Source organism: Streptococcus lishijunsis (genome assembly GCF_047290665.1).
Classification (GTDB): domain Bacteria; phylum Bacillota; class Bacilli; order Lactobacillales; family Streptococcaceae; genus Streptococcus.
In genome coordinates this window covers 133361-157243 of sequence record NZ_JBLBUC010000002.1, presented here as the reverse complement: position 1 = coordinate 157243, position 23883 = coordinate 133361, and the positions used below count along the sequence as shown (strand labels likewise).

General features: G+C 41.1%; 22 protein-coding genes. 1 reads left to right on the top strand and 21 read right to left on the bottom strand.

Going from position 1 to position 23883, the window contains the following annotated elements; genetic code table 11:
- Positions 1-25: 25 nt before the first annotated feature.
- The 20 genes from pepC to glyQ all read right to left on the bottom strand — a co-directional run bounded on the left by pepC (position 26) and on the right by glyQ (position 21882).
- Positions 26-1363 carry an aminopeptidase C gene (gene pepC / locus ACLN19_RS02085; RefSeq protein WP_413382755.1) on the bottom strand — a complete coding sequence of 446 codons (1338 nt, stop codon included), beginning with the start codon at positions 1361-1363 and terminating at the stop codon, positions 26-28.
- 151 nt (positions 1364-1514) lie between these two features.
- On the bottom strand, positions 1515-2339 hold the full coding sequence (gene nadE / locus ACLN19_RS02080) for an NAD(+) synthase (protein WP_413382752.1): 825 nt from the start codon (positions 2337-2339) through the stop codon (positions 1515-1517).
- The gene (locus ACLN19_RS02075; RefSeq protein WP_413382749.1) at positions 2336-3796 is read right to left on the bottom strand and encodes a nicotinate phosphoribosyltransferase; all 1461 of its coding nucleotides are present in this window, start codon (positions 3794-3796) and stop codon (positions 2336-2338) included. Before ACLN19_RS02075 ends, nadE begins: the two co-directional genes overlap by 4 nt.
- 122 nt (positions 3797-3918) lie before the next feature.
- Complete coding sequence (trxB, locus tag ACLN19_RS02070) at positions 3919-4833, bottom strand: thioredoxin-disulfide reductase (RefSeq protein ID WP_413382746.1); 915 nt, start codon at positions 4831-4833, stop codon at positions 3919-3921.
- A 93-nt stretch (positions 4834-4926) separates the two neighbouring features.
- Complete coding sequence (locus ACLN19_RS02065) at positions 4927-5151, bottom strand: DUF4059 family protein (protein ID WP_413382742.1); 225 nt, start codon at positions 5149-5151, stop codon at positions 4927-4929.
- A gap of 107 nt (positions 5152-5258) precedes the next feature.
- A complete protein-coding gene (locus ACLN19_RS02060; protein WP_413382739.1) occupies positions 5259-6002 on the bottom strand; it encodes an amino acid ABC transporter ATP-binding protein in 744 nt (247 codons plus the stop codon).
- Positions 6002-6808, bottom strand: coding sequence for an amino acid ABC transporter permease (locus tag ACLN19_RS02055; protein WP_413382736.1), 807 nt, complete (start codon positions 6806-6808; stop codon positions 6002-6004). Before ACLN19_RS02055 ends, ACLN19_RS02060 begins: the two co-directional genes overlap by 1 nt.
- 170 nt (positions 6809-6978) lie before the next feature.
- Positions 6979-7794, bottom strand: coding sequence for a transporter substrate-binding domain-containing protein (locus ACLN19_RS02050; RefSeq protein WP_413382733.1), 816 nt, complete (start codon positions 7792-7794; stop codon positions 6979-6981).
- A gap of 139 nt (positions 7795-7933) precedes the next feature.
- Positions 7934-9277 (bottom strand): DEAD/DEAH box helicase, encoded by a 1344-nt coding sequence (locus ACLN19_RS02045; protein WP_413382730.1) that lies wholly within the window; start codon positions 9275-9277, stop codon positions 7934-7936.
- 103 nt (positions 9278-9380) lie between these two features.
- Positions 9381-10379, bottom strand: a complete 999-nt coding sequence (gene mraY / locus ACLN19_RS02040) for a phospho-N-acetylmuramoyl-pentapeptide-transferase (RefSeq protein WP_413382727.1) — start codon at positions 10377-10379, stop codon at positions 9381-9383.
- Between the two features lies 1 nt (position 10380).
- Complete coding sequence (gene pbp2x, locus ACLN19_RS02035) at positions 10381-12603, bottom strand: penicillin-binding protein PBP2X (protein ID WP_413382724.1); 2223 nt, start codon at positions 12601-12603, stop codon at positions 10381-10383.
- A gap of 3 nt (positions 12604-12606) precedes the next feature.
- Positions 12607-12933 carry a cell division protein FtsL gene (ftsL, locus tag ACLN19_RS02030; protein ID WP_413382721.1) on the bottom strand — a complete coding sequence of 109 codons (327 nt, stop codon included), beginning with the start codon at positions 12931-12933 and terminating at the stop codon, positions 12607-12609.
- Between the two features lie 11 nt (positions 12934-12944).
- The gene (rsmH, locus tag ACLN19_RS02025) at positions 12945-13895 is read right to left on the bottom strand and encodes a 16S rRNA (cytosine(1402)-N(4))-methyltransferase RsmH (protein ID WP_413382718.1); all 951 of its coding nucleotides are present in this window, start codon (positions 13893-13895) and stop codon (positions 12945-12947) included.
- A gap of 75 nt (positions 13896-13970) precedes the next feature.
- A complete protein-coding gene (locus ACLN19_RS02020) occupies positions 13971-15221 on the bottom strand; it encodes a glutamate-5-semialdehyde dehydrogenase (RefSeq protein ID WP_413382715.1) in 1251 nt (416 codons plus the stop codon).
- Positions 15218-16033 (bottom strand): glutamate 5-kinase, encoded by an 816-nt coding sequence (gene proB, locus ACLN19_RS02015; RefSeq protein WP_413382855.1) that lies wholly within the window; start codon positions 16031-16033, stop codon positions 15218-15220. Before proB ends, ACLN19_RS02020 begins: the two co-directional genes overlap by 4 nt.
- A 71-nt stretch (positions 16034-16104) precedes the next feature.
- On the bottom strand, positions 16105-17718 hold the full coding sequence (locus ACLN19_RS02010) for an ABC transporter permease (protein ID WP_413382712.1): 1614 nt from the start codon (positions 17716-17718) through the stop codon (positions 16105-16107).
- Positions 17719-17728: 10 nt separating this feature from the next.
- Entirely contained in the window at positions 17729-18463 is a 735-nt protein-coding gene (locus tag ACLN19_RS02005) for an ABC transporter ATP-binding protein (RefSeq protein ID WP_413382709.1), read from the bottom strand.
- A gap of 179 nt (positions 18464-18642) precedes the next feature.
- Positions 18643-18900 (bottom strand): DUF896 family protein, encoded by a 258-nt coding sequence (locus tag ACLN19_RS02000; RefSeq protein WP_002916326.1) that lies wholly within the window; start codon positions 18898-18900, stop codon positions 18643-18645.
- A 25-nt stretch (positions 18901-18925) separates the two neighbouring features.
- Positions 18926-20965 carry a glycine--tRNA ligase subunit beta gene (glyS, locus tag ACLN19_RS01995; protein WP_413382706.1) on the bottom strand — a complete coding sequence of 680 codons (2040 nt, stop codon included), beginning with the start codon at positions 20963-20965 and terminating at the stop codon, positions 18926-18928.
- Entirely contained in the window at positions 20965-21882 is a 918-nt protein-coding gene (glyQ, locus tag ACLN19_RS01990) for a glycine--tRNA ligase subunit alpha (protein ID WP_413382703.1), read from the bottom strand. Before glyQ ends, glyS begins: the two co-directional genes overlap by 1 nt.
- A gap of 412 nt (positions 21883-22294) precedes the next feature.
- On the opposite strand from glyQ, the gene ACLN19_RS01985 reads away from it, so the two are divergent.
- The gene (locus ACLN19_RS01985; RefSeq protein WP_413382700.1) at positions 22295-22873 is read left to right on the top strand and encodes a hypothetical protein; all 579 of its coding nucleotides are present in this window, start codon (positions 22295-22297) and stop codon (positions 22871-22873) included.
- Between the two features lie 28 nt (positions 22874-22901).
- Here ACLN19_RS01985 and ACLN19_RS01980 read toward each other — a convergent pair whose 3' ends face one another.
- Positions 22902-23747: a DegV family protein gene (locus tag ACLN19_RS01980; RefSeq protein ID WP_413382697.1), complete on the bottom strand. Its 846-nt coding sequence runs from the start codon at positions 23745-23747 to the stop codon at positions 22902-22904.
- Positions 23748-23883 lie beyond the last annotated feature (136 nt).

Below are 23883 nucleotides of genomic sequence, written 5' to 3'. Positions count from 1 at the left end.
AAAACGACCAATGGTCGTTTTTTTATTATTTACTTGCCAAAGCTCCCATAGGATCCCAAGGCGCTAACACCGTTGGAGCCGCATCATAGGCAGCCAGTTCTTCTTCACTGAGAAATTCTTTTCTGACAACGATTTGATAAGTGTACTCATCCATCCAGCTATCTGAAGCCACAAAATAACCTTTTTGGCCAACCTTGTCTCCCCAAGAATTTTCAACTTTCCATTTGAGTGGTTTGCCATCAGCATCAAGGTCAACACCTGTCAATACCATAGCATGTGTCATCAAACTCTCACTGTAATCAAGACGTCCGGCCTTGTCTTGGATCAAATCAATATCCATACCTGATTTAAAGTCATAGGTATTTGTAGCCATCACACCTGATTTACGGTCACTTGATTGACCAACATCAGAACCAAACCAAATGCTCTCACCACTCTTTAGTTGAGCAATAGCTAGCTCTTTAAAACGCTCCATCTCAAGATTGAGGTATTTAACAGGACGACTACCAACGACATTGCCTAGTAATTCCACAGTGTAGGATTTTCCGTAAGGTTTATCAGCAGTTGGTGCATTGATAATAGAAACATAATCATCTAGTTTCAAATTAACATACTTACTGTAAAACTCTTGCGGGCTAATAGCCGTTTCTTTATGATAGACCTTATCTTTGTCACGATAAGCAAAATCAAAACGACGTGGTGGCAAACCTAAAGTCATCGCTAAAAAGTTAAAGATGTCTTGAAGAAGGTCTTCTTTCTTTGCTTCAACAGCCTTATGCTCAGCACCACTGGCTATCATATCACGGAGAATTTGAGCATCTTGGCGTAATAACTTATTAAGATATTGATTCAATTGTTGACTATTACTTGATGCTACTGATTCTGGATAGACTGATTTAGGGACAACGCCGTATTTCTCAAATAAAGAAACAACCATATCCCACTGTCCACCATCTTGCTGTGGCACATCTAGCAAAAATTTCACCTTACGACTGTGAAGGTCTTGATCGGCTGTTGCTATAATTTGCTCTAAAAACCAATTTGATTTTTCGTATTTATCCCAGAAAAAGGTATGAGCTTGGGATAACTCAAACTGTTCAAGCTTCAAATCACTAATCATCTTGTGACGAAATGTATTTAGTGCTGCAAACATCCAGCAACGACCAGATTGTTTTTGGTTTGAAACGTCATCTTCGGTCACGTCAATAGAAAAGGTATAATCATTTTCAACTGCGCTCTGACGTGTCTCAAGCGATGTTAATAGACCATTATGTGTAATGGCATTTTCCATGGCACGATAGTGACTATTTTGTTCGTAAGCTTGGTACAGCTTATCTGTAAATGCTTGGTTTAATTCTGACATAGAGACCTCCTTTGTTTGCCTTAAGGTTTTCCTCCTTAAGAGCGATTACTTCTATTATAGACCTTTCTAAAGATTTTTCAAGCGCTAGTTGGCTACAGCTAAAGTCTCTTTTAGCTGATATCAAAAAAACAGGATAAGATTATCCTGCTTTTTATTTCCAAAAATCATCAAAAATAGTAATCGGCAGATGACGTTTATGCTGCCCTTTTTGCCACCAAGTCTCTATAATCGCCTTGTCTTTGTCTGAGATAGTCTTACCTTCTAAGTAATCATCAATAGCCTCATAGCTAACCCCTAGTGCCACTTCATCCGCTAGACCTGGCTTGTCTTCTTCAAGGTCAGCCGTAGGAACTTTTTCATAGAGAGCCTTATCAGCCCCAAGCTCGGCTAAGAGTTGCTTACCTTGGCGTTTATTAAGTCTAAAGATAGGCAAAATATCTGCACCACCGTCACCAAATTTAGTGAAAAAGCCTGTGATATTTTCAGCGGCATGATCCGTACCGATCACAGCGCCTGACAGCTCACCTGCTACCGCATATTGACTAATCATGCGTTGGCGTGCTTTGATATTCCCTTTATTAAAGTCTGACACACTAAGACCTGCTTCTTGCAAAGCTTTGACTTGAGCATCCACAGCCTCTTTGATATTGATCGTCAGACTAACATCAGGTTTGATAAAATCTAGCGCACGTCTAGCGTCATCCTCATCAGCTTGAATACCATAAGGCAAGCGAATGGCGACAAATTGATAAGCCTCATCACCTGTCTCATCACGGAGCTCTTCTATGGCTAGTTGTGCTAGACGACCAGATAAGGTTGAATCTTGCCCTCCAGAAATCCCTAAAACATAGTTTTTTAAAAAAGGATGTTTTCGCATATACTCTTTTAAAAAGACGATAGATTTCTCGATTTCTTCTTTTGGATCAATGCTAGGCTTAACACCTAATTGTTCTATAATGCTGTCTTGTAAGGTCATTTGACATCTCCTTTTTCGTAAGCTTCTTTTCGGATACGGTCAATCAAATCCATCTTATTTTGCCAGACATCGCGTGCTAAATCAACAGGGTAATCTTGCGGGTTGAGCACACGCTTGTACTCATCCCAGAGGTTATCAAAGGCACGTCTAGCATAAGCCTTGATATCTGTCAGACTAGGCAGGTCATAAACGAGTTTTCCTTGGTCAAAAATATCGACTAACAAAGGCACCGCTTCAAAATCCTTGACCGTCTTATTGATATAAGTGTAGGTTGGATGAAACATCTCTATCTCGTCTAACTCACTAACATCACTATCTGCAAAGGTAATATAGTCTCCCTCAGACTTACCTTTTGCCAAACTTGTGATACGCCAGACTTGTTTTTTACCTGGAGTCGAGACCTTCTCAGCATTATTTGAGAGCTTGATGGTATCTATCATCTCCCCTGCATCGTTTTCGATGGAGACAATTTTGTAGACAGCTCCTAGAGCAGGCTGATCGTAAGCTGTAATCAGCTTTGTCCCAACCCCCCAGACATCAATCTTAGCTTTTTGCATCTTAAGGTTCAAGATGGTATTTTCATCAAGGTCATTTGAGGCATAAATTTTTGCTTCTGTAAAGCCTGCCTCATCCAGTTGTTGACGGACTTTTTTAGACAGATAAGCCAAATCCCCAGAATCAAGACGGACACCCAAAAAGTTTATCTTGTCTCCCATTTCTTTAGCCACACGAATAGCGTTCGGAACCCCCACTCGAAGTGTATCGTAAGTATCTACCAAAAAGACACAGTCCTTATGCGTTTTGGCATAAGCTTTAAAGGCTTCATAATCATCACCAAATGTCTGAACCAGTGCGTGCGCGTGTGTACCAGATATAGGAATCCCAAAACGCTTACCAGCTCTCACGTTTGATGTAGCATTGGCTCCGCCAATAACAGCTGCACGCGCCCCCCAAAGAGCCGCATCCATCTCTTGTGCGCGCCTTGTTCCAAATTCTAACAAAGGCTCATCATCAATAACAGAGCGAATGCGGGCTGCCTTAGTCGCTACTAAAGTCTGAAAATTAACGATATTTAAAATCGCCGTTTCAACCAACTGACACTGAGCCAGAGGACCTTCGATCTGCACGATAGGTTCATTAGCAAAGACTAAATCACCTTCTCTAGCAGAGCGTACAGACAAGCACATCTCTAAATCTCTCAGATAAGCTAGAAAATCATCTGGATAGCCCTCTTCTTTTAGGTAAGCTAGGTCACTTTCTGTAAACTGTAACTGTTGTAAGTAGTCAACAATACGCTCCAAACCTGCAAACACGGCATAACCATTTTTAAAAGGCTCTTTTCTGAAATAAACTTCAAAAACAGCTTTTTTGTTATGAATTCCCTGCTCAAAATAAACCTGCATCATGTTAATCTGATACAAATCAGTATGCAAGGTCAAACTGTCATCTTGAAACATACAAACTCCTCGTCCTTATTATGCCTACCATTATACCACACTTTAGGACTAAAATCGGAACTTTGTGACTTTTTTGGCAAAATAGCGATTCAAAAAAGCCTGAGCTAGCTCAGACTCTTTGATTAACTATGTTCGGTAATGTAATGGTAAACACCCTGACCAGCAATAGCGCCGTCACCAACTGCAGTGGTAATTTGACGTAGCTCTTTTTGACGCACATCGCCAATAGCGAAAATCCCTGGTCGCTCTGTCTTCATCTGTGTATCTGTCACAATCCAGCCGTCCTTATCGCAGATCCCCAAATCAGCTACCATACTTGAGACAGGATTCATACCAACGTAGATAAAAATACCACCAAAGGCTCTTTCAGAGAGGTCACCTGTTTTAACATTTTCAATAGTAACACCGCTGACCTTAATAGCATCTCCCTTGATTTCCTTAACCACAGAATCCCAAATGAACGAAATCTTAGGATTTGAAAAGGCACGGTCTTGTAAGATTTTTTGAGCACGGAGCTCATCTCTACGATGAATGATCGTCACACTTTTAGCAAACTGGGTCAGATAAATCGCTTCTTCAACGGCCGAATCACCGCCTCCAACCACTAAAAGGTCTTGATCACGAAAGAAAGCTCCATCACACACCGCACAGTATGATACCCCACGACTAGTAAATTCCTCTTCGCCTGTGACACCTAAAAGACGGTATTTGGCACCAGTCGCTAAAATGATCGTCTTAGCTTCATAGACAGCATCTTCTGTGATGACTTTTTTCACAGCTCCCTTATCCTCGATAGTCTGGACAATCCCATAGATATTATCCACCTTGAATTTTTCAAGAGGTTCATACATTTTCATGGACAATTCTGGACCAGAGATATGCTCATAGCCTGGATAATTTTCAATTTCAAAGGTATTATTCATCTGACCGCCTGGTACTCCTTGCTCGATAATACCAACTTTTAGATTAGATCTAGCTACATAAAGAGCAGCTGTCATACCTGCTGGACCTGAACCAATAATAAGTGTATCGTACATTGTCATTCTCCTTTGGATTAAAAGCTCCCTAAAGCACTCAAAATCGCTTTATACTAAGCTTATTATAGCTTAAATAAGGCAATTCCCCAACTATTACGCTCTCAGCATGATAAAGACCGTGGCAAAGGCAAAAGCTAATATGGGCACCGTAATCACGGTAATAATTGTCATGTCATATAAAAAGGATTGGCGCTCTTTAAATGTCTTATCCTTTTCTAAACGCATACGAATCAAAAGCCATATGAGATTACAAAAAACAACACTCACAAAAGAACACAAGAGCCCCAAACCATAAAATTGAACCATTTGAAAAAACATGCTTTATTTTTTACAACCTACCTTGTCAATAGCATTCGTCTCAAAAAAGGTTGGGATCAGATCTCAACCTTACGATATGTTCTTTCATTATATCAAAAAGTCATGAATTAAACATAGGTTTTGGCATAACTAGCAAAAAATTCTCGTGTGCGCTCTTCCTTAGGATGATTAAAAATTTCATCTGGTGTCCCTGCCTCAAGAATATGCCCTTTTTCTAAAAAAAGCACTTTATCGGCTACTTGATAGACAAAATTCATATCATGGCTGACAAGAACCATCGTTTGACCTTGCTTTGCAGCGTTAGCAATCGCTTTTTCCACCTCACCGACTAGCTCTGGATCAAGCGCTGAAGTCGGCTCATCTAATAACAGTACATCAGGTTTCATAGCTAAGGCTCTAGCAATAGCCACACGCTGTTTTTGACCACCTGAGAGATGACGAGGGTAGTGGTTTTCGCGATCAGATAAGCCTACTTTTGCTAGCTCTTCTTTGGCAATAGCGCTAGCTTCTTCGTCAGACATTTTTTTTACGATTTTTAGCCCTTCCTTGACATTATCCAGTGCAGTACGACGCTCAAAAAGATTGAATTGCTGAAAGACCATGGCGAGTTTACGTCGTAAACGTAGTACCTCATCTTTGGTGATAGTCTTAAAATCAACCGAAAAATCATCAATTGTAATCGTACCTGAATCAGGCTCTTCTAAATAATTGAGACTACGTAAAAAGGTTGATTTACCTGCACCAGAAGCGCCGACCAAGGCAATAACATCCCCTTTTTTGATGTCAAGGCTAATATCATCTAGCACCTTTTGACCAGAAAATGATTTTGTTAAATGGTTGATTTGAATCATTAACGAACACCTCCTGCATTGTCAATATCATCTGTAATCCTATCTGGACTTTTAATCGCCATTTTGTGTTCCACAAAACTACCAATACGCTCAAAAATAATACTAATCACCCAGTAAACCAAGGCAACTGAGATAAAGCGCTCAAAATAACGGTAATCAGAGCCTCCTAAAATCTTAGCTTCTGCAAACATCTCTACGATACCAGCGTTAAAGGCTAGAGAGGTTCCTTTGGTTAGACCGATAAGACTATTGATAAGCGTAGGAGTCGCAATGACAGCAGCATTTGGAATAATCACACGTCGATAAATCTGGCTTGAGGTCATCCCCAAACTCTTAGCCGCTTCGATTTCACCGTCATTGACAGCTTGAATAGCTGCCCGCAGGGTCTCACTGGTGTAGGCCGCTTCGTTAAAAGCAAAGGCCGCAATGGCAAAGACTTCCGCTGGGATAGCATTGACATTCCAATCAAAGCCATAGCGTTTATTGAGATAGTTTAAAAAGAGGGGAATGCCATAGTAAGTTAGCATCAACTGTACTAAAATCGGTGTCCCTCTCAAAAAGCTCACAAACACAGCTTGAATAGGGTAGAGAATTTTAGTGCGATTGATTTTTACAATAGCAAACAAAAGGGCTAATAACAAGCCAAACAGGGCACCAAAAAACGTCAGACTAAGCGTTACGGGTAAGCGCCCTAGAATTTCTGGAATACCGTTAAATACGGCACGTAAGCTAAAGGTCTTACCTGATGGGATATGCTCCATCAAGGCTTCATACCAAGCCCAAGTAGAGGCTATATATACCTGCATTTGCTATCTCCTTTTCCTTGTTTATCATATTATTCGTTTATTGTAGCACCTTAGGATAAGATTTGTAAAATATTTAGTTTATTGTAGCACCTTCATGTCATCTTTGTAAAATATTTTTCCTCTATCACCGTGATAAGAAAAAGCTATCACAAGATAGCTTTTTTAATGTATTAGTTGTCAATACCTGAGACATAGTCGCCACCAAAGTATTTTTGGCTGAGCTTTTTCAACGTACCGTCTTCTTTTAAAGCCTTAATACGCTTATCAGCAAAAGCCTTTAATTCCTCACCTTTTTCCGTTTTGGCAAAAAGGAGATACTCCAAGCCCTCTGTCTGACCACCTAAATCATCTTTTAGATTGGTCACTGTAAGATCCATCCCTTGATCTTTGACAATGTAAGACGCTGAGATAGCATCGTATAAAATAAAGTCAATCTTGCCTGTTTCAATATCTTTCAAACGACTAACCACACCTGAGGTACCATCAACATAGTTTATGGTAATTGGTTTTTTGTCTGGGTGTTCTTTATTCCAATTTTCTAACACTTGAACATAGTTTGTCCCTGACATAGCAGCTGTCGTCTTGCCTGACAACTCATCTAAGGAGCTATATGACTTTCCTTTTGCTGAAACAACAGCAAAGTTTGACTTAGATAAAGGCTCTGAAAACAAATAACGTTTGGCACGCTCATCATTGTAACCATAGTCATTGGCCCCAATATCATATTTACCAGCATCTATACCAACCGTAATACTATCAAAAGCAACCGTTTTAAAGGTCACTTTATAATCAGACCCCTTAAAAATCGCCTTGACAACATCAATATCATATCCTTTAAAACTTTTGCCTTTTTTATAAGTAAAAGGGGCTGTGTCTAAATCAGTTGCCACCACTACTGTCTTTTTACTGTCGGCACTCGCCGCTAAAGAAGTCCCTAGAACTGCTACAAGTCCTAACAAGAAGGCTAATTGTCTCCAACGTTTCATCGCTATTTCCAACTTTCTTATAGTCTTTATAGCTAGTGTAACACGTTTTTTTGCTCTTGCCTAATAGAGCTTTTTTATCAAGGTTATAACTAAAGGCTATCACACTAAAAAAGAGCTACTGATTAGCTCTTTTGGTCGCCTAAAAGGTTTGACGTTTTGCCTTACGTTCAGCACGTCCCTTCGCACGATTGGCGGCACGACGCTCTTTACGACGTTTTTCATCAACCTTCCACTGAATTTTTTTCTTGTAGCCTGGCTTGATTTTTTTCTTTTTCTTTTTGACAAGACCTATCATTTCGGTATCTAATTTTTGATACGATTTTTCACGCTGTGCTCTGCGATCTCTATCATAAGTCTCTTGAAATTCACCGTCTTTTAAGACTTTAGGGACAAAACGGATACCCATTTTTTCCAACTCACGAATGTCCGAATCATCACTTGGTTGATAAAGGGTAATCGCTACACCCGAAAGACCATTTCGTCCTGTACGTCCTACTCGGTGAACAAAAAAGGAAAGGTCTTGTGGGATACTATCATTGATGACATGACTGACCCCTTCAATATCAATACCACGTGCGGCTAAGTCTGTGGCAACAATATACTCAAAATCTAAGTTTTTAACTTGATTCATCAGGCGCTTACGCTCACGTGGGGCAACACCGCCGTGTATTTTAGCTACTTTTAGACCTTGATGTAACAAATAACTGTGTAGTTCGTCTGCACGCTCCTTGGTATTGACAAAAATCATCGCCAAAAAAGGCTGTAAGGTCTTTGAAATCGCCAATATCTGCGCATTTTTATCACGTCCCTTTGTCGAGACAAGCCAGTTATCAATCGTATCTGCGATAATGGTCTGTGTCTTGATTTTTTCAATAACAGGATTAGTCAAATATTTTTTCAAAAAGGGCTGTAATTTTTGAGGAATGGTAGCTGAGAAGACTAAGATTTGCACTTCTTTTGGCAGACGAGAGGCTATCTTATCCACCGTGTCTAAAAAGCCCATGTCCATGGTCATGTCAGCCTCATCGACAACAAATGTTCTTGCCTTATGGATGTCTAAATCACCTGAGGCGACTAGGTCGTAAATACGTCCAGGTGTCCCTATAACAATCTGAGGTTGGGCTGATTGCAGCTTGTCTAGCTGACGTTGCTTGTCAGTCCCTCCCACGTAATTAGCCAGACGAATAGGCTTATCTGAATGATTGGCTATCTGCTTTGCTGCCTGATAGATTTGGGTCGCTAATTCACGACTAGGCGCTGTTATGACGACCTGTACTTCTTGTCTCTCTTCTTCAAGCTGCTCAAAGACAGGTATCAAAAACGTATGGGTCTTACCAGAGCCTGTCTTTGATTCGCCAACCAAGTCCCGACCTGAGCGCACAATAGGAATCAATTTTTGTTGAACAGGGGTTGGATTGACAAAGTTTAGGGCATCCAAAGCTTCTTGGATATAAGGTTTTACATTAAAATCTCTAAAAGTCATAAGTCTCTCTCTTTGTTTTCTTTCTACTCATTATAGCATGTTTTGCCCCCTAAAAGCAAAAAGCCAACTAAAAAGAGATGGGCTCTTACCCATACTCTTTTTCTTATAGATAAAGGATCGCTAAGGTCACAAGAGACATAATAGCTCCAACAGCCCATAAAAAGCCATCGACCTTCCACTCGCTCCAAGTCGCCCCTTTACCTGTTAAGCCACCTAGCTCTAAGTGATGATGGAAAGGTGTCATCCTAAAGATACGCTTGCCTTCACCTGCCTTTTTCTTAGTGTATTTAAAGTAAGTGACTTGTAGCATTACTGAAAATGTCTCAAAGACATAGACAAAACCAATCAACAGTAGCGTCCATTCTTGACGAAGAGCAATCGAGATAGCAGCAAGCATTGCCCCTAACGCAAGGCTTCCAACATCACCCATAAAGACCTTGGCGGGTTTGTGATTAAAGACAAAGAATCCTAACAAGGCCCCAATCATGGTTGCAATGACAATTAAGACATCAAATTGCTTTTGGACAAAAGCGATCACACCATAAGCACTCAAACTAATCACAACTGAAATTGACGCTAAACCATCAATACCATCTGTCAAATTGACCGCATTTGAAAAGCCGACAACCCAGAAAAGGACAAACAGTAGGTATAAAATCCCCAAATGCAATTGATAACCAAAGATATTGACCGCATCAGTCCCACTAGGTTTGACATGAATAAAGTAAAAGAGCAATCCTGCAATAATCTGCAAACTCATCTTTTGCCAAGGGGTAAGTCCTTCGTTGATTTGACGGAAGATTTTTAAAAAGTCATCTAAAAACCCGATAATACCGTAAATCAAGACGACAAGTAAAATCCCTAACGATGCTCCTAAAGGCGCTTTTCCAAAAAGGCTAAAGAGTAGTCCCACAACAATGGCAACTGCCAAAAAGACGGTCCCACCCATCGTAGGTGTTCCTGCCTTTGCTAAGTGTTGTTTGACATCTTCTCGCATCTGCTGCCCACCAATTTTTTTCAACTGGTAGTACGATATAAAGCGTGGCATAGCAAAAACCGTCAATAGAAAGGCAATCACACCTGCCAGTAAACTGATTGTCATATTAGTCTCCTAATGTTATTGTTATTTTTTTCACCTTTTTAATATCTTTTCCTGTATCCACGCTTTGCTTGGTTACAGTTCCTGATTTTTTACCCTTGTAGGTCACCTCAATGCCCATCCATTTGGCAAAGGTCTCGACATTTTTCTTGGTCCATCCATACATATCAGGTAGTTCGCTTACCTTATTCGTCAAGAGTAAAATCTGCTCATTTTCTGCCAATTGGCTACCCGCTTTTTTAGAGACTTTGGTAATCTTACTACCATTACCTAAAATAACAGGTTGCACTAAGTTTTGACGCAAGACAACCGCTGTTGAGCCTGGATTATCACCGATAACATTGGCTAATTGATAACGCGATGATGGGCTCTCTTTGACAGTTGAGGTATTGAGGGTCTCTTTCATGGCCATCGCCTGCTCAAGCACAGGATTAAAGAGAGTTGACCATTCTGTACCAAGCCAGTTTTCAGGTTGCTGGACGGTAACATACATCATAAATTCAGGGTCATCTGAGGGAACCATGGCAATGACAGAATTGATGGTATCGTTTCTTCCTGTCAAATAAGCCCCATTTTCTGCAATCTGTGCTGTCCCTGATTTGACAGCAACACTTTCGTTACCGACTTGAATGATAGGTTCTCCCTTATAGACCAAAGTGCCAAATACGGTATCTGTACCCACACTGACCATATAATCACGTGTCTGACTGGCTGCATCCGCAGACACAGGCTTGCCGACAACCTCACTAGTAGCACTACGGCTAGTCTCGTTATTTGGGTCGTAAATACTCTTAATAAACTGAGGCTCCAACATCACACCGTTGTTAGCTACTGCTGAGAAAGCTCGTAGCATTTGGACACGTGTTACCCCAATAGCCTGACCAAAAGAGGTCATCGTGCCGTTAACATTGTTTAGCACTGGAAAGAGCCCAGCATCTTCATTTAACATGCCAAAGCGTGTCGGATAACCAAAGCGAAACTTAGATAGATAGCTAAACCATTTGTCATTTCCCATCTTATCTTCAAGAATAGACATCCCGACATTACTAGAATGGGCAAAACCTTGAGGGAAATTCATATAAAGTCCTTCTGTTCGCCCTTCATTGACATCCCAGTCACGTACTGTGACATCCTCTACTTCGTACTTATCGCTATAATAATACTCCGTCGTATTAAAGACACCTGCATCGATAGCTGACGCCAAGGTCATCACTTTCATGGTTGAGCCAGGCTCAAAATAAGTTTGATAAAGCAGGTCATTTTTATTGTCCAGATCATTGTAGCCTTGGATATCAGTAGGGTTATAAGTAGGACGCTGAGAAGTCGCAAGGATTTCACCAGTCTTAGCATTGACCAAGGTAGCTGTCACATTCTTTGCCTTGACACTAGCTTGAAAAGCATCCATCTGTCCTTCTAGTAGCGTCTGCAAGGGCTCAGACAAGGTCGTATAAACATCCTTACCATTGACAGCTGGTTGTGAGCTGATAATAGAGCCTAAAAGGACATTACCGTTGCTATCTTTTTCATAGGTAATTTGCCCATCCTCACCTGATAAAATGGTGTTTAAAGACGCCTCAAGCCCTGTTGTCCCCACCAGATGATTACCTGTCTCATCTTCTTGGAGCTGGGCAAAACCGATAAATTGTGAGGCAAAAATACCATTAGGATAGGTACGTCCTGGATTGGTCTCAAAGCCAATTCCCTTGATACCAGCAGAATCCATGGCTTCTTTGATAGCAGTCATCGTCGTATAGGAAATGCCTTTTCCCTTAACGCCAAAAGAAACCTGAAAAAGTCCATCTTGCTTTAGCTGCTTTAAGACATCGCTCTTTTCAATACCAAGCTGCTCATTGAGTATAGTCGCTACTGTATCATACTGGGAAGGCTCCACATAGAGCTTGTTCCCATTGGTATCCTTATAATCCTTAGAAATAATAGCGTAGATAGTATAAGTGGAAGCATCCTCAGCGATGGGATTGCCATCTCTATCATAAACAGTGCCACGTTTAGCTTGGACCTTGACAACCTTTCGATAAACTTGACTCGCCTCAGCAGATAAATCATGTCCAAACTTACTGTCTGTACCGATAATCACCACAAAATTAATCACAAAAATAAAGAAGAGCGCAACAGCTAAAATCATCAGATTTTGCCCGACACGTTCTCGATTTTTTTGAGGCGATTTGCGGTCTTTAATCACATATCTTAAAAAACGGTTACGTTTCATAGGCTACTCCACCTTTTGAATATTTCCAGTATTGTTGGACAATCCAGCACTGGTAGCAATACCGCTGACACGCTCTCTGGTTGTGAGTTCATTGACTTCTTGCTTGGCATTATCATACTCTGTCTGCTTTTTAGCAATCTGACTATTGAGATGTGAGATTTGCTGTCTTTGCTGTAAGTGATAACTCTGTAAAAAAATAATCCCCACTGATAAGACAATAGCCGTCACAATAATGCTAGCATAAAAGGCCTTTTCGATACTGGAAAATGTCCTTAGCCTGCGCTGCAAAACAGACGACAGCGCTTCTTTATGTTTTTTATCATCCGTCATAACATTCTACCTTACTTTCGCATTTTTCTAGCAACACGCAGCTTAGCTGAGTGGGAGCGATGATTAGCCAGCAACTCTTCTTGACTAGCAACAATCGGTTTACGATTGATTAGCTCTAGTTTTGGCAATTTATCTTCTGGAATAAAAGGCAAACCTTTAGGGACATCAAGACTTGAGGCCGCTTTAAAGAGTTGCTTAGTCAAACGATCTTCCAAAGAATGAAAGGTTATCACAGAGATGCGCCCATCCACAGCCAATAAATCAATTGCCGCTTGGATAGATTCATCTGCCGCACCCAATTCGTCATTGACCTCAATACGCAAAGCTTGAAAAATCTGCTTGGCTGGATGCCCTTTTTTCTTGAGCTCCTTAGCGGGTTTAGCTGATTTGATGATGTCAGCAAGCTCTGTTGTCGTCTCGATAGGCTTGTCTTTTCGATAGGTTTCAATCTTTCTAGCCACTTGCTTAGCGTACTTATCCTCACCGTATTTGAAAAAAAGGCTCACCAGACGATTGTAGTCATAGTGATTGACTACCTCATAGGCATCTAAATCTTGGTCACGATTCATGCGCATATCAAGCGGAGCATCCTTCTTGTAAGAAAAACCGCGCTCTCTTTGGTCTAATTGTGGGCTAGAGACACCCAAATCATAAATAATGCCATCAATCTCATCCACTCCATGCGCCAAAAGTTCCTCACGCAAATATCTAAAATTGGCTTTAATAAAAGTCACCTGTCCCTTATCCACATAAGAGCTAAGACGCTTTTTGGCATGTGTAATAGCAGTTTGGTCTTGGTCAAAAGCATAGAGGTGCCCCTTATCACTGAGCTTTGACAAAAGGTAGCTGCTATGCCCAGCGCCACCTAAGGTAGCATCTACATATACACCATCTGGCTTTATATCAAGCATATCAACCGTTTCTTTTAATAAAACAGTGACGTGTTTAAATTCGTTAGTCATAACTTTTATTGTATCATAATTTTGCTAAAGGATAAACGAAAAAGCGATTCCCTTTAAACAGGAAATCGCACCATGCTACTGTCTAATCTGACCATTTCCAGTGATATAAAATTTACTGCTAGTCAGCGCTTCTAGCCCCATAGGGCCTCTAGCATGCATTTTTTGTGTTGAGATACCAATCTCTGCTCCCAACCCAAAAACATAACCATCTGTAAAGCGAGTCGAAGCATTGACATAGACAGCCGCGGCATCAACACTATCTTGAAAACGCTCAGCATGTTGGAGATTATCTGTAACGATAGCCTCAGAGTGATGACTACTATAATGATTAACCCAATCAATGGCCTCATCAATGCTATCAACCGTCTTGACCGACATGATATAATCTAAAAATTCACAAGCATAATCATCGTCACTGGCTAAAGAAGCATTCTCTAAAAAGAGCAGCGAACGCTCATCTGCACGAAAAGCGACAGGATGAACCACATTGATAGCTTTTTCAAGCATCGGTAAAAAGCGCTCGGCAACCTTAGCATGTACCACCAGACTCTCTGCGGCATTACATACACTTGGACGCTGCGTTTTGGCATTGACCACAATAGAAGTCGCCATATCAAGATTCGCATACTCATCCACATAGATATGGACATTACCTACACCCGTCTCAATAACAGGAACCTTAGCTTTTTCCTTAACCGTCTCAATTAAGGTCTTACCGCCTCTTGGAATCAAAACATCAACATAATCAACAGCACACATCAGCTCTTTGGCTTGTTTATGACTAGTGTCTTCTACCAATTGCACCGCATCTGGATTAAAGCCTTGTCTCTCTAAGCTCTGTCTCATCACCTGCACAAGAGCTGTATTAGAATGTATCGCATCACGCCCCCCTCGTAGGATAATGGCGTTGCCTGTTTTAAAAGCAAGGCTAAAAGCATCCACAGATACATTGGGACGACTCTCAAAAATCATAGCAATCACGCCTAAAGGCACGCGCTTTTGGACAATCTTCAAACCATCACTATTAGTATAGCCTTTAATCACCTGCCCAATAGGGTCACTAAGCTTGGCTACCTGCTCCACACCTTTTGCAATTAAAAGCAGACGCTCATGATTAAGAGCTAGGCGATCACGCATAATATCTGAAATACCGTGTTCTATCGATTGTTGTAAATCTTTAGCGTTTTCAGCCAAGATATAGGATTCTTCTTTCAGTAAATCCTTGGCAAGTTGCACTAATGCTGCATTTTTAGCTTGACTGCCCAAAGCGGCTAAATCAAAACTAGCTGCCTTTGCCTTTTGTCCCATTTCTGTAATTGTTTTCATCGTGATGTCTCTCTTTTCTGTGCAAAATAAGTCCCCAGTTGCTCACCAGCTAAGACACGCAAAATATCTCTAGGGTCAGCACCATTCATCAAAACCATCTCTTTACCATCCTCAAACATCATCTGAGCACTTTTAATCTTGCTTAACATCCCCCCTGTACCAAACTTACTACCTGCACCACCAGCAGACTCTAAAATCGCCTCTGTAATCACCGAAACATGACTACGAAGTTTAGCATCATCGTAGATATTAGGATTTTTATCAAAAAGCCCATCTATATCTGAGAGCATGATAAGAAGATCTGCCCCTGTAATCTTAGCAACCGTAGCTGACAGACGGTCATTGTCTCCAAACTTAGTCTGGTGGTCCATCTCATCCACACTCACAGCATCATTTTCATTGACAATAGGTAAGATACGCATAGCAAGTAAGCTCTCAAAAGCATTGGTTACATTTTTTAAACTTTCGGGGTACTCAATCACATCTCTTGTCAAAAGAATCTGTGATACATGCGTCTGATAATGCGAAAAAATCTGCGAGTACAAGCTCATCATAGCCACCTGTCCCACGCTAGAGACAGCTTGTTGCTTTGCCATATCTTGCGGACGCTTATCTCTCTTTAGCACATCCAAGCCAAAGCCCATAGCTCCTGAGGAGACTAAGATAACCTCTAGCCCTTTATTCATCAGACTAGCAATCACAAAGGCTAAGCGGTCAATTTTATCCAGATTGATTTTACCACTAGGCATAACTAAAGAACTTGTCCCTACCTTAATGACTAGTTTTTTTACATGTTCAAAATTTCGTCTCATGTAACGATTATAGCATAAAGCCTTCTTTTCAGCCATCTCTTAACTAAAAAAGGTTGGTATTGACCAACCTCTTAAGAAATAAGACGCCAAAAGCGCTTATAAAGCCACCATTGCAAGACAAAAAATACAATCAGACTAAGTACAAAAATAAGGGCATTAGCCAATATAGGCAGGCTCATTGTCAAAAATACGATCGCTATCATCACGCCTATTCCGACAATCAGCTCAACTAGCATGATGATAAAGGTAAGCCACTGAGATGACCCTCTGGTCAATAATTGGGTCACATCTTGCCAATTTAAATCCAGAAGCCTGTAATCTCTAGCATAGATGTACTGTCCTTGAAGCACAGCTGATAAGCTCATTCCCAAAAGAAGCATCAGCACCAGCCATACAGACAAGCCTAACGTAACCGCCGCACCAACCACTAACAACATAACAGGTAAGATCTGCACGGCTAAAACCGTCCAAAACTTACCTTTGATAAAGACTTTAAAGTTAAGGGGTAAGCTGCGTAAGAAGAGATAATTATTCCTCTCTAAGGATATGGCTACGCCTAAAAAACTTTGAGGTGAGATCATTATGGCACCCATGAACAAGCCCATGACAAAAAAGAAACCAACAAATTGATTGCTTAAAAGAGAAGGATTAACTCCATTGTTAAGCAAGGGAAACAGGCCTGATATGATTATAATCATAGGAAGGACGTAAGTCTGAATAATTAAAGGAGCATGTCCTAATGTTGCGAAATGATGATAGCATAGAGCTTTCTTTAAGCTACGCTCCCTAGCTTGTTTTACCTTCTTTTTAGAAGCATTTTTAGGCAGCTGATAAAGACTATTATGATAATAGCGTGGCATGATATAACTGACGATAAGAGCTAGTAAAAGAGCACTCACTAAAAGTCCTAACCAATAATGTAGAAGGCTCTCCAGACTAAAAGGTGTTACCAAAATAGATAAAAAGCCTTTAAAGTAGGGCAGTCCCTCTACTCCCTGACTGATGTGTTTGGCACCTGCCAGCCCTGCACCGGTACGTTCACCCATCGTAAAGTTGAGATACATCAAAGGAATTAAGCTCCCTATAGTCACCACTGCTGTCATGATAGAGCTAATGCGCTTACGATGACGACTACGAAAAATCAAACTTCCCATACCTTGTGTCAGAATCACCGAAAGACTAATCGAAGCACTAGCTAAGAGTAAAAAATTAAGGACAGCTAGTAGCAAAGACCAGATATTGGCCGTTATCTGCCAATAAGCCACGATAAACAAGAGCAAAATAGGAATAAGATAAGCCAGTGTCATCCCCAAAGAAGCTATCAATTTAGCTACAAACAACTCGCTAGGCTTAACTGGTAGATAAACATAACGCTTAATATCATCACTATCAAAAAAGATGCTATACATGGTTGAAAAGCCTGTCAACACTGTTAGGGCCGTCAACACGGCTATCTGCAGGCTAAAAAGAGCTGTATGTTGACTATAATCAATCCCCCAAAACAAGAAACTGTAAATAACAGTTACTAAGATAATTCCCAGCACTTGTTGTCTTATCATGGCCTTTGCGATAGAAAAATGAGCTTTAGGGCGCTTTTTCTGTTTCTTACGGAGACTGGCTAAGGCTGTCGCATTTGAGTAGAGGATATTGACTTTAACGAGTTCAAAAATAGTTGACCAGTTCATAAGAGACCTCCTAATCCTCTGCTTTAGCCTTACGACCTGCCATCTCTAAGTAAATGGTCTCAAGATCCTTATCTGGATGCTGGTCTTTTAGCTCCTCAACAGTGCCTACATAGATAAGCTTCCCCTCTTTTAAAATAGCAATGCGATCACACAACTGCTCAGCAACAGCTAAGACATGGGTTGAAAAAAGAACACATTTACCTGTTTTAGCGTGGGCTTTCATCATTTCTTTTAAATCATAGGACGCTTGTGGATCAAGCCCTGTCAAGGGTTCGTCTAAGACCCAAATATCTGGATCGGACACTAAAGCACCGATAATAACAACCTTTTGGCGCATACCATGCGAAAAGCTATCAATCACCTCATAGCGTTGCTCAGATAAATCAAATAAATCTACCAACTGGTCAATACGCTCTTTTGATTGCTCCTTAGCTACACCATAGATATTGGCAAGAAACTGCCAGTACTCCTGTGCCGTTAAGTTGAGAAACATATCGGGCGAATCTGGGACATAGCCTATCTTATGCTTAATAACATCTCTATGCTTAGACAAAGAAAGATCGTCCACATAAACCTCACCATAGCTTGCCTCGATGATAGACGTCAAAATACTAATAGTCGTCGTCTTGCCAGCACCATTATGCCCAATCAAACCAAAAATTTCACCGTCTTCAATCGTCAACTGCAAATCTGAAAGCGCTTCTTTATCTCCATAATATTTAGAAACATGCTCAAACCTAATCATAACCTTCTCCTTTTCACTAGAACAGATATTAGCGCTACTATAAACTTATATCACTATCATTATAACTCTTTTAGAAAAAATAGGCAATCGCTTTCATGCTTTGTTGTTGGTTTTTTAGCTCATAAAAAAAGCTTGTTTTTCGCATCGTTGTGCCAAAAAACAAACTTTTTAATCATTATTTAAGATTCAGGGTCATCTAAGCTACGACCATGAAGTCCCTTTTCACGTTGGACTTGACGTAGCTTTTCAGGGGTCACGTCGTTGCCATCCTCATCTACAATCTTAATACCTTCGATATGATGACGAACCGAACGACGATACCCTTCAATGTACTCTTCACGCAACTTTGCCTGCTCAACCTTTTCTTCAGCAGTTAAGCCTTCTGTCTTTTTCTTCTTAGCAAGCTCATTGATACGTTCAATTTTCTTAGGATCCATTTTCTATCCTCCTTATGATAAATCGTTATTTTGTATTGAGTTTATTAAAGGCAGCAATAGTCTGCGCCTTAGCCACTAGACTAGCCAAAAGAGCTAAGCGATTTTCTCTAAGGGCTTCATCCTCTGCCATAACCATGGTATTATCAAAGAAAGCGTCAATAACAGGGCTGAGACTAAAGAGCTTTTCAAGATTTTCTGACAAATCAGCACCCAACTCTAAGTCAACAACGGCTTGATAAAGGGCTCTTTCAGAGTCATTTTCAAATAGCTCTGGCTTGATAACAGTTGAGCTGTCCGCTTTTTCAGCTAGATTAAAGACACGTGATAAGCTCTCAACAGCTGATTTATAGCCCTCTTCCTTGCTCTTTTCATGTAGCAATAGACTCGCCGCTAATAGTTTAGTCACAACTGAAGTAGAAGAGGCCAAAACAGCTTCACGGATATCCTTTTCAATAGCCTTATCCATCATCTTTTCAATACGTGCTGCCACAAAGTCTTCGACCTCTTTTTGATGAGCATAGCTAAGACTAGACAGATCTAAAGCATACAAATCATCTAGTAACTCACTAAACGCAAGCTCCCAACCAAAATGCTCCAAAATACGCACAATTCCTTGTGTTGCACGGCGTAGCGCATAAGGGTCATTAGACCCACTTGGAATCAAGCCTACTGAAAAGAATGACAAGAGAGTATCTAGCTTATCTGCTAACGCTAAAAGCGCACCGACCTTGCTCTCTGGCAAGGCACCATCTGCTGAGTCTGGCAAATAGTGCTCACGAATGGCACTTGCGACCATAGGCGACTCACCTGCCAATGTGGCGTATTTTTCACCCATAATCCCTTGCAGCTCATCAAACTCTCCAACCATACCCGTCAACAGGTCAAATTTGTAGATATCGGCTGCACGCAGCAGTGCTTCAGTCTCTTCTTCTGACAAGCTTACTTTTTCAGCTAGATAAGCTGCAATAGCTTTTGTACGCACCATATGCTCTTTTAAAGAGCCAATTTTTTCGTGGAAAGTCACTTGTTGGAGTTTTTCAACCAAGTCAGCAATGCGTAATTTTTGATCTTCGCGCCAGAAAAACGCGCCATCTTCAAGACGTGCTACTAGCACTTTTTCATTACCCTTGATGACATTTTCAATAGCGTGTTGGTCACCATTTCTCACTGAAATAAAGTTTGGAAGGAGCTTGCTTTCTTTATCACGCACGACAAAATAACGTTGATGATTTTTCATTGATGTCACCAAGACTTCCTCTGGCACATCTAGATATTTGGCATCAAAACTTCCCATAAAAGCACTTGGATATTCCACAAGATTGAGCACCTCGTCTAATAGATCCTCATCAATATCAACAACAACCCCTTTATCCGCTTCGATGGCTTTGATTTGCTCAATAATCATCTCTCTACGCTCATGGCTGTCCGCAATAACAAAGACCTCAGCCATATCTGCCTCGTAGTTGTCTGCATGCGTCAATAAAATGTCCTTACCAAGAAAACGATGCCCACGACTAACACGACCTGACTTGATGTCTAAAAAGTCCAAGTCAAGGGCCTCATCCTCTAAAAGAACGCTAAAAGTATGCACAGGACGGATGTATTCAAATGAATTGTTTGCCCAATGCATACTGACAGGAAAGCTCAAGCCTAAAAAGACGTCACCAACTGCCTTCAAGACTTCTTTAGCTGGCTTTCCTAGCTCTTGCTTAGTGACATAGACATACTCCTCACCCTTTACAGTACGAAAGGTAATATCGTCTGTAGTAAGGCCTTTACCACGTACAAAACCTTGCGCTGCTTTTGTAAAATGCCCTTTATCATCAAGTGCAATTTTCTTTGACGGCCCCTTAAAGTCCTCGGTCAAATCCTCTTGCTTATCAGCCAAGCCAAGCACACGTACAGCCAAGCGACGTGGTGTTGAAAAGACTTGAATCGTCTCATAGGCTAGACGATTTGCTTTTAGAAAGGCTGCCATTTTTTGTTTAAGCTGCTCCATAGCAGGTGTCACAACATAAGCAGGCATCTCCTCTAAACCAAGTTCCACTAATAGATTCTTTGTCATTATTTCGTCTCCTCCTTCAACAATTCGGCACGGGTCTTCTCATCTAACAAAGGATACCCAAGGCGTTTACGCTCCTTGACAAAGGTTTTGGCTACCAAGCGCGCTAAGTTACGAATACGAGCGATATAGCCAGCACGCTCTGTCACAGATACCGCACCACGCGCATCAAGCAAATTAAAGGTGTGTGAGCATTTTAGCACATAGTCATAAGCTGGATGAACCAAGGCTTCTTCTAAGCAACGCTTTGCTTCTCCTTCAAACTTATCAAAATTGTCTAAAAGCATGGCTTGATCAGACACTTCAAAGCTATATTTAGAATGCTCATATTCAGGTTGTTTGAAAATTTCACCATATCTTACCCCAGGAGCCCACTCGATATCATAAACCGAATCAACTTCTTGGATATAAGAGGCTAGACGCTCTAAACCATAAGTGACCTCAGCTGTTACAGGAGAGGTCTCAAGCCCTCCGACTTGCTGGAAGTAAGTGAATTGGGTAATCTCCATCCCATCAAGCCACACTTCCCAACCTAGCCCAGCAGAGCCTGTGGAAGGATTTTCCCAGTTGTCCTCTACAAAACGAATATCATGCTCTAGAGGATTGATGCCTAGTAACTCCAAGGATTTGAGATAGAGTTCCTGGATATTACTCGGACTAGGCTTCATCACAACCTGAAATTGGTGATGCTGATACAGACGGTTCGGATTTTCACCATAGCGACCATCGGCAGGACGACGGCTAGGCTCTACATAAGCAGCATTCCAAGGCTCTGGACCAATGGCACGTAAAAACGTATAGGGACTCATAGTACCCGCCCCTTTTTCATTGTCATAGGCTTGCATTAGCATACAACCTTGTTCATTCCAATACTGCTGTAAGGTCAAGATAATCTCTTGAAACGTCAATTTGTTGGACATCTACATTCTCCTCATCTTCCATGTGACCTGACCCTAGCAGAGAGCCTAAAAAGACGAAAAAACCGCACATTAAGCCCATCTGCCACAGAGACAAGGGGCGTTAAAACGCGGTTCCACCCTATTTTATTACTTCATTTTTTACTGTCACAAAATCATACTATTGAAAGCGCCAAAATCTTATGTCCCTCTACCTGTCTCTCACCACCACAGGCTCGCTAAAAGATTAGCACAAGTCCTTCTTTCTGCTAGTTATTGTAACACAAAAGATAGACACTGTCTAGGCAAAATCCCTAAGCATATGCTCTTAAAGAAAGTCTTTTCTATATTTTCTTCTTTTTTTACCTAAATTTACTTTTCATTTGCAGTTATTAACGGTATAATAAGGGCAACGTATCATTTTTAAGGAGTTTCTATGAGACAGTCAAAGAGTGAATTTTTCTTTTTTATTTTGAGTCTTATTCTTATCGTTTTTTTAGCGAGCGCTTTTTTCCTTTTTAGAGGCGAAAAGAGTCACACAAGCACAGTAAGTGCAAACGCAAGTACCTCTTCAAGCAGTAAAACAACAACCAGTAGTAGCCAAGAAGATACCAGTGCTATCACTCAGCAGTTAGAGCAAGTCAAGGAAAATCCAACTCAAGAAGGCATTGAGAGCTTACAAGCAGCAATCAACGCCCTATCAGACAGCTCTAACAAAGCACAGCTCCAAGAAGAGCTAAATGTCCTTGCAGCTGACTTTGCCTTGACCCTTGCTAATACCCAACAGACAGCAGATAGCCTTGCTCTTGCCCAAGAAGCTATCGAAAAAATTGGTGATCCTACCAACAAAGCCAACCTTCAAGCGCAACTAGATAGCTTGAGACAAAGCCTTGTTGCCCCTGTCCAAAGCTCTCAAGCTAGCCTTGACACTTATTATAGCCCAGCGACAGCTACTTCTGAGGACACGACGACAAGTCAACCACTTGCCACAGATACATATACCTATAATCCCTAAAAAAAAGAGCATTCACATGCTCTTTTTTTTAGATTGTTTCGTACCCAATCAAGACACCTGATTTCTCAGCGTAAAAGCTACATAAGCCAGATGTCTCAAGACAAGTAATCTCTGCACTTGGAAAATCGCCCTTTATCATGTCTGATAATTGCTGGCAAAAGACTTGGTTGTCTTGATGAGCTATGACCATGCTGTGGCCTTTATAGCCTGAGCTTTTCAGACGCTCATAAGCTACTCTAAGCGCTTTTTTGGCACCACGTGGCTTATCAAGAACTTCTAGTGTTCCTTTATCACTTGCCTCACCAACTAAGCGAATATTTAACAAACCAATCGCCTTTCCCACTAACTTAGGAAGACGACCATTTTTAACCAAGTTATCAACACTTGAGAGGACAAAAAGAAGTTTGGTCCTCTCTTGATAGCGAGTTATCGCCTCCACCACTTCCTCAAAGGACAAACCTTGATTGATAAGTGCCTGCAAGGTCATCACCAAAAGGTCAACCTCACCACCTGCGGATAAGGAATCTATGAGATGAATCTGAGTATCTGGATGCTCTTCTAAAAGCATTTGCTTGGCTATTTGGGCACTATTGTGACTACCTGATAGTTGACTGGTAATCGTGATGGCTATCACCTTGTCATACCCTCTATAAGCTCTCAAAAAAGCATCTGGGCTAGGACAAGCCGAAGAAGCCGCCTTATCACTGTGGCTTAGCGCTCCCATCAGCTCATCGACAACCAATCCCTCATCATCCATAAAGACCTCTGTCCCAACTTGGAGGGTGAAAGGTACCCTCTCATAAGCAATAGGAATCGCTCCATCGTTTAATTGCTTAATATCACATCCTGAATCCACTACTATTTTCCACGTCATATCCATCCTCCAGACTCTCAATTAGTTTGATAAACAAAGTATCTGCGATAAAAATAAGAATTAGTCTATCTCTGGCAGAAAACCTTTGATAGACGAATTCTCACCCTTTTCTCTACTTTTATTATAGCATGGCTTG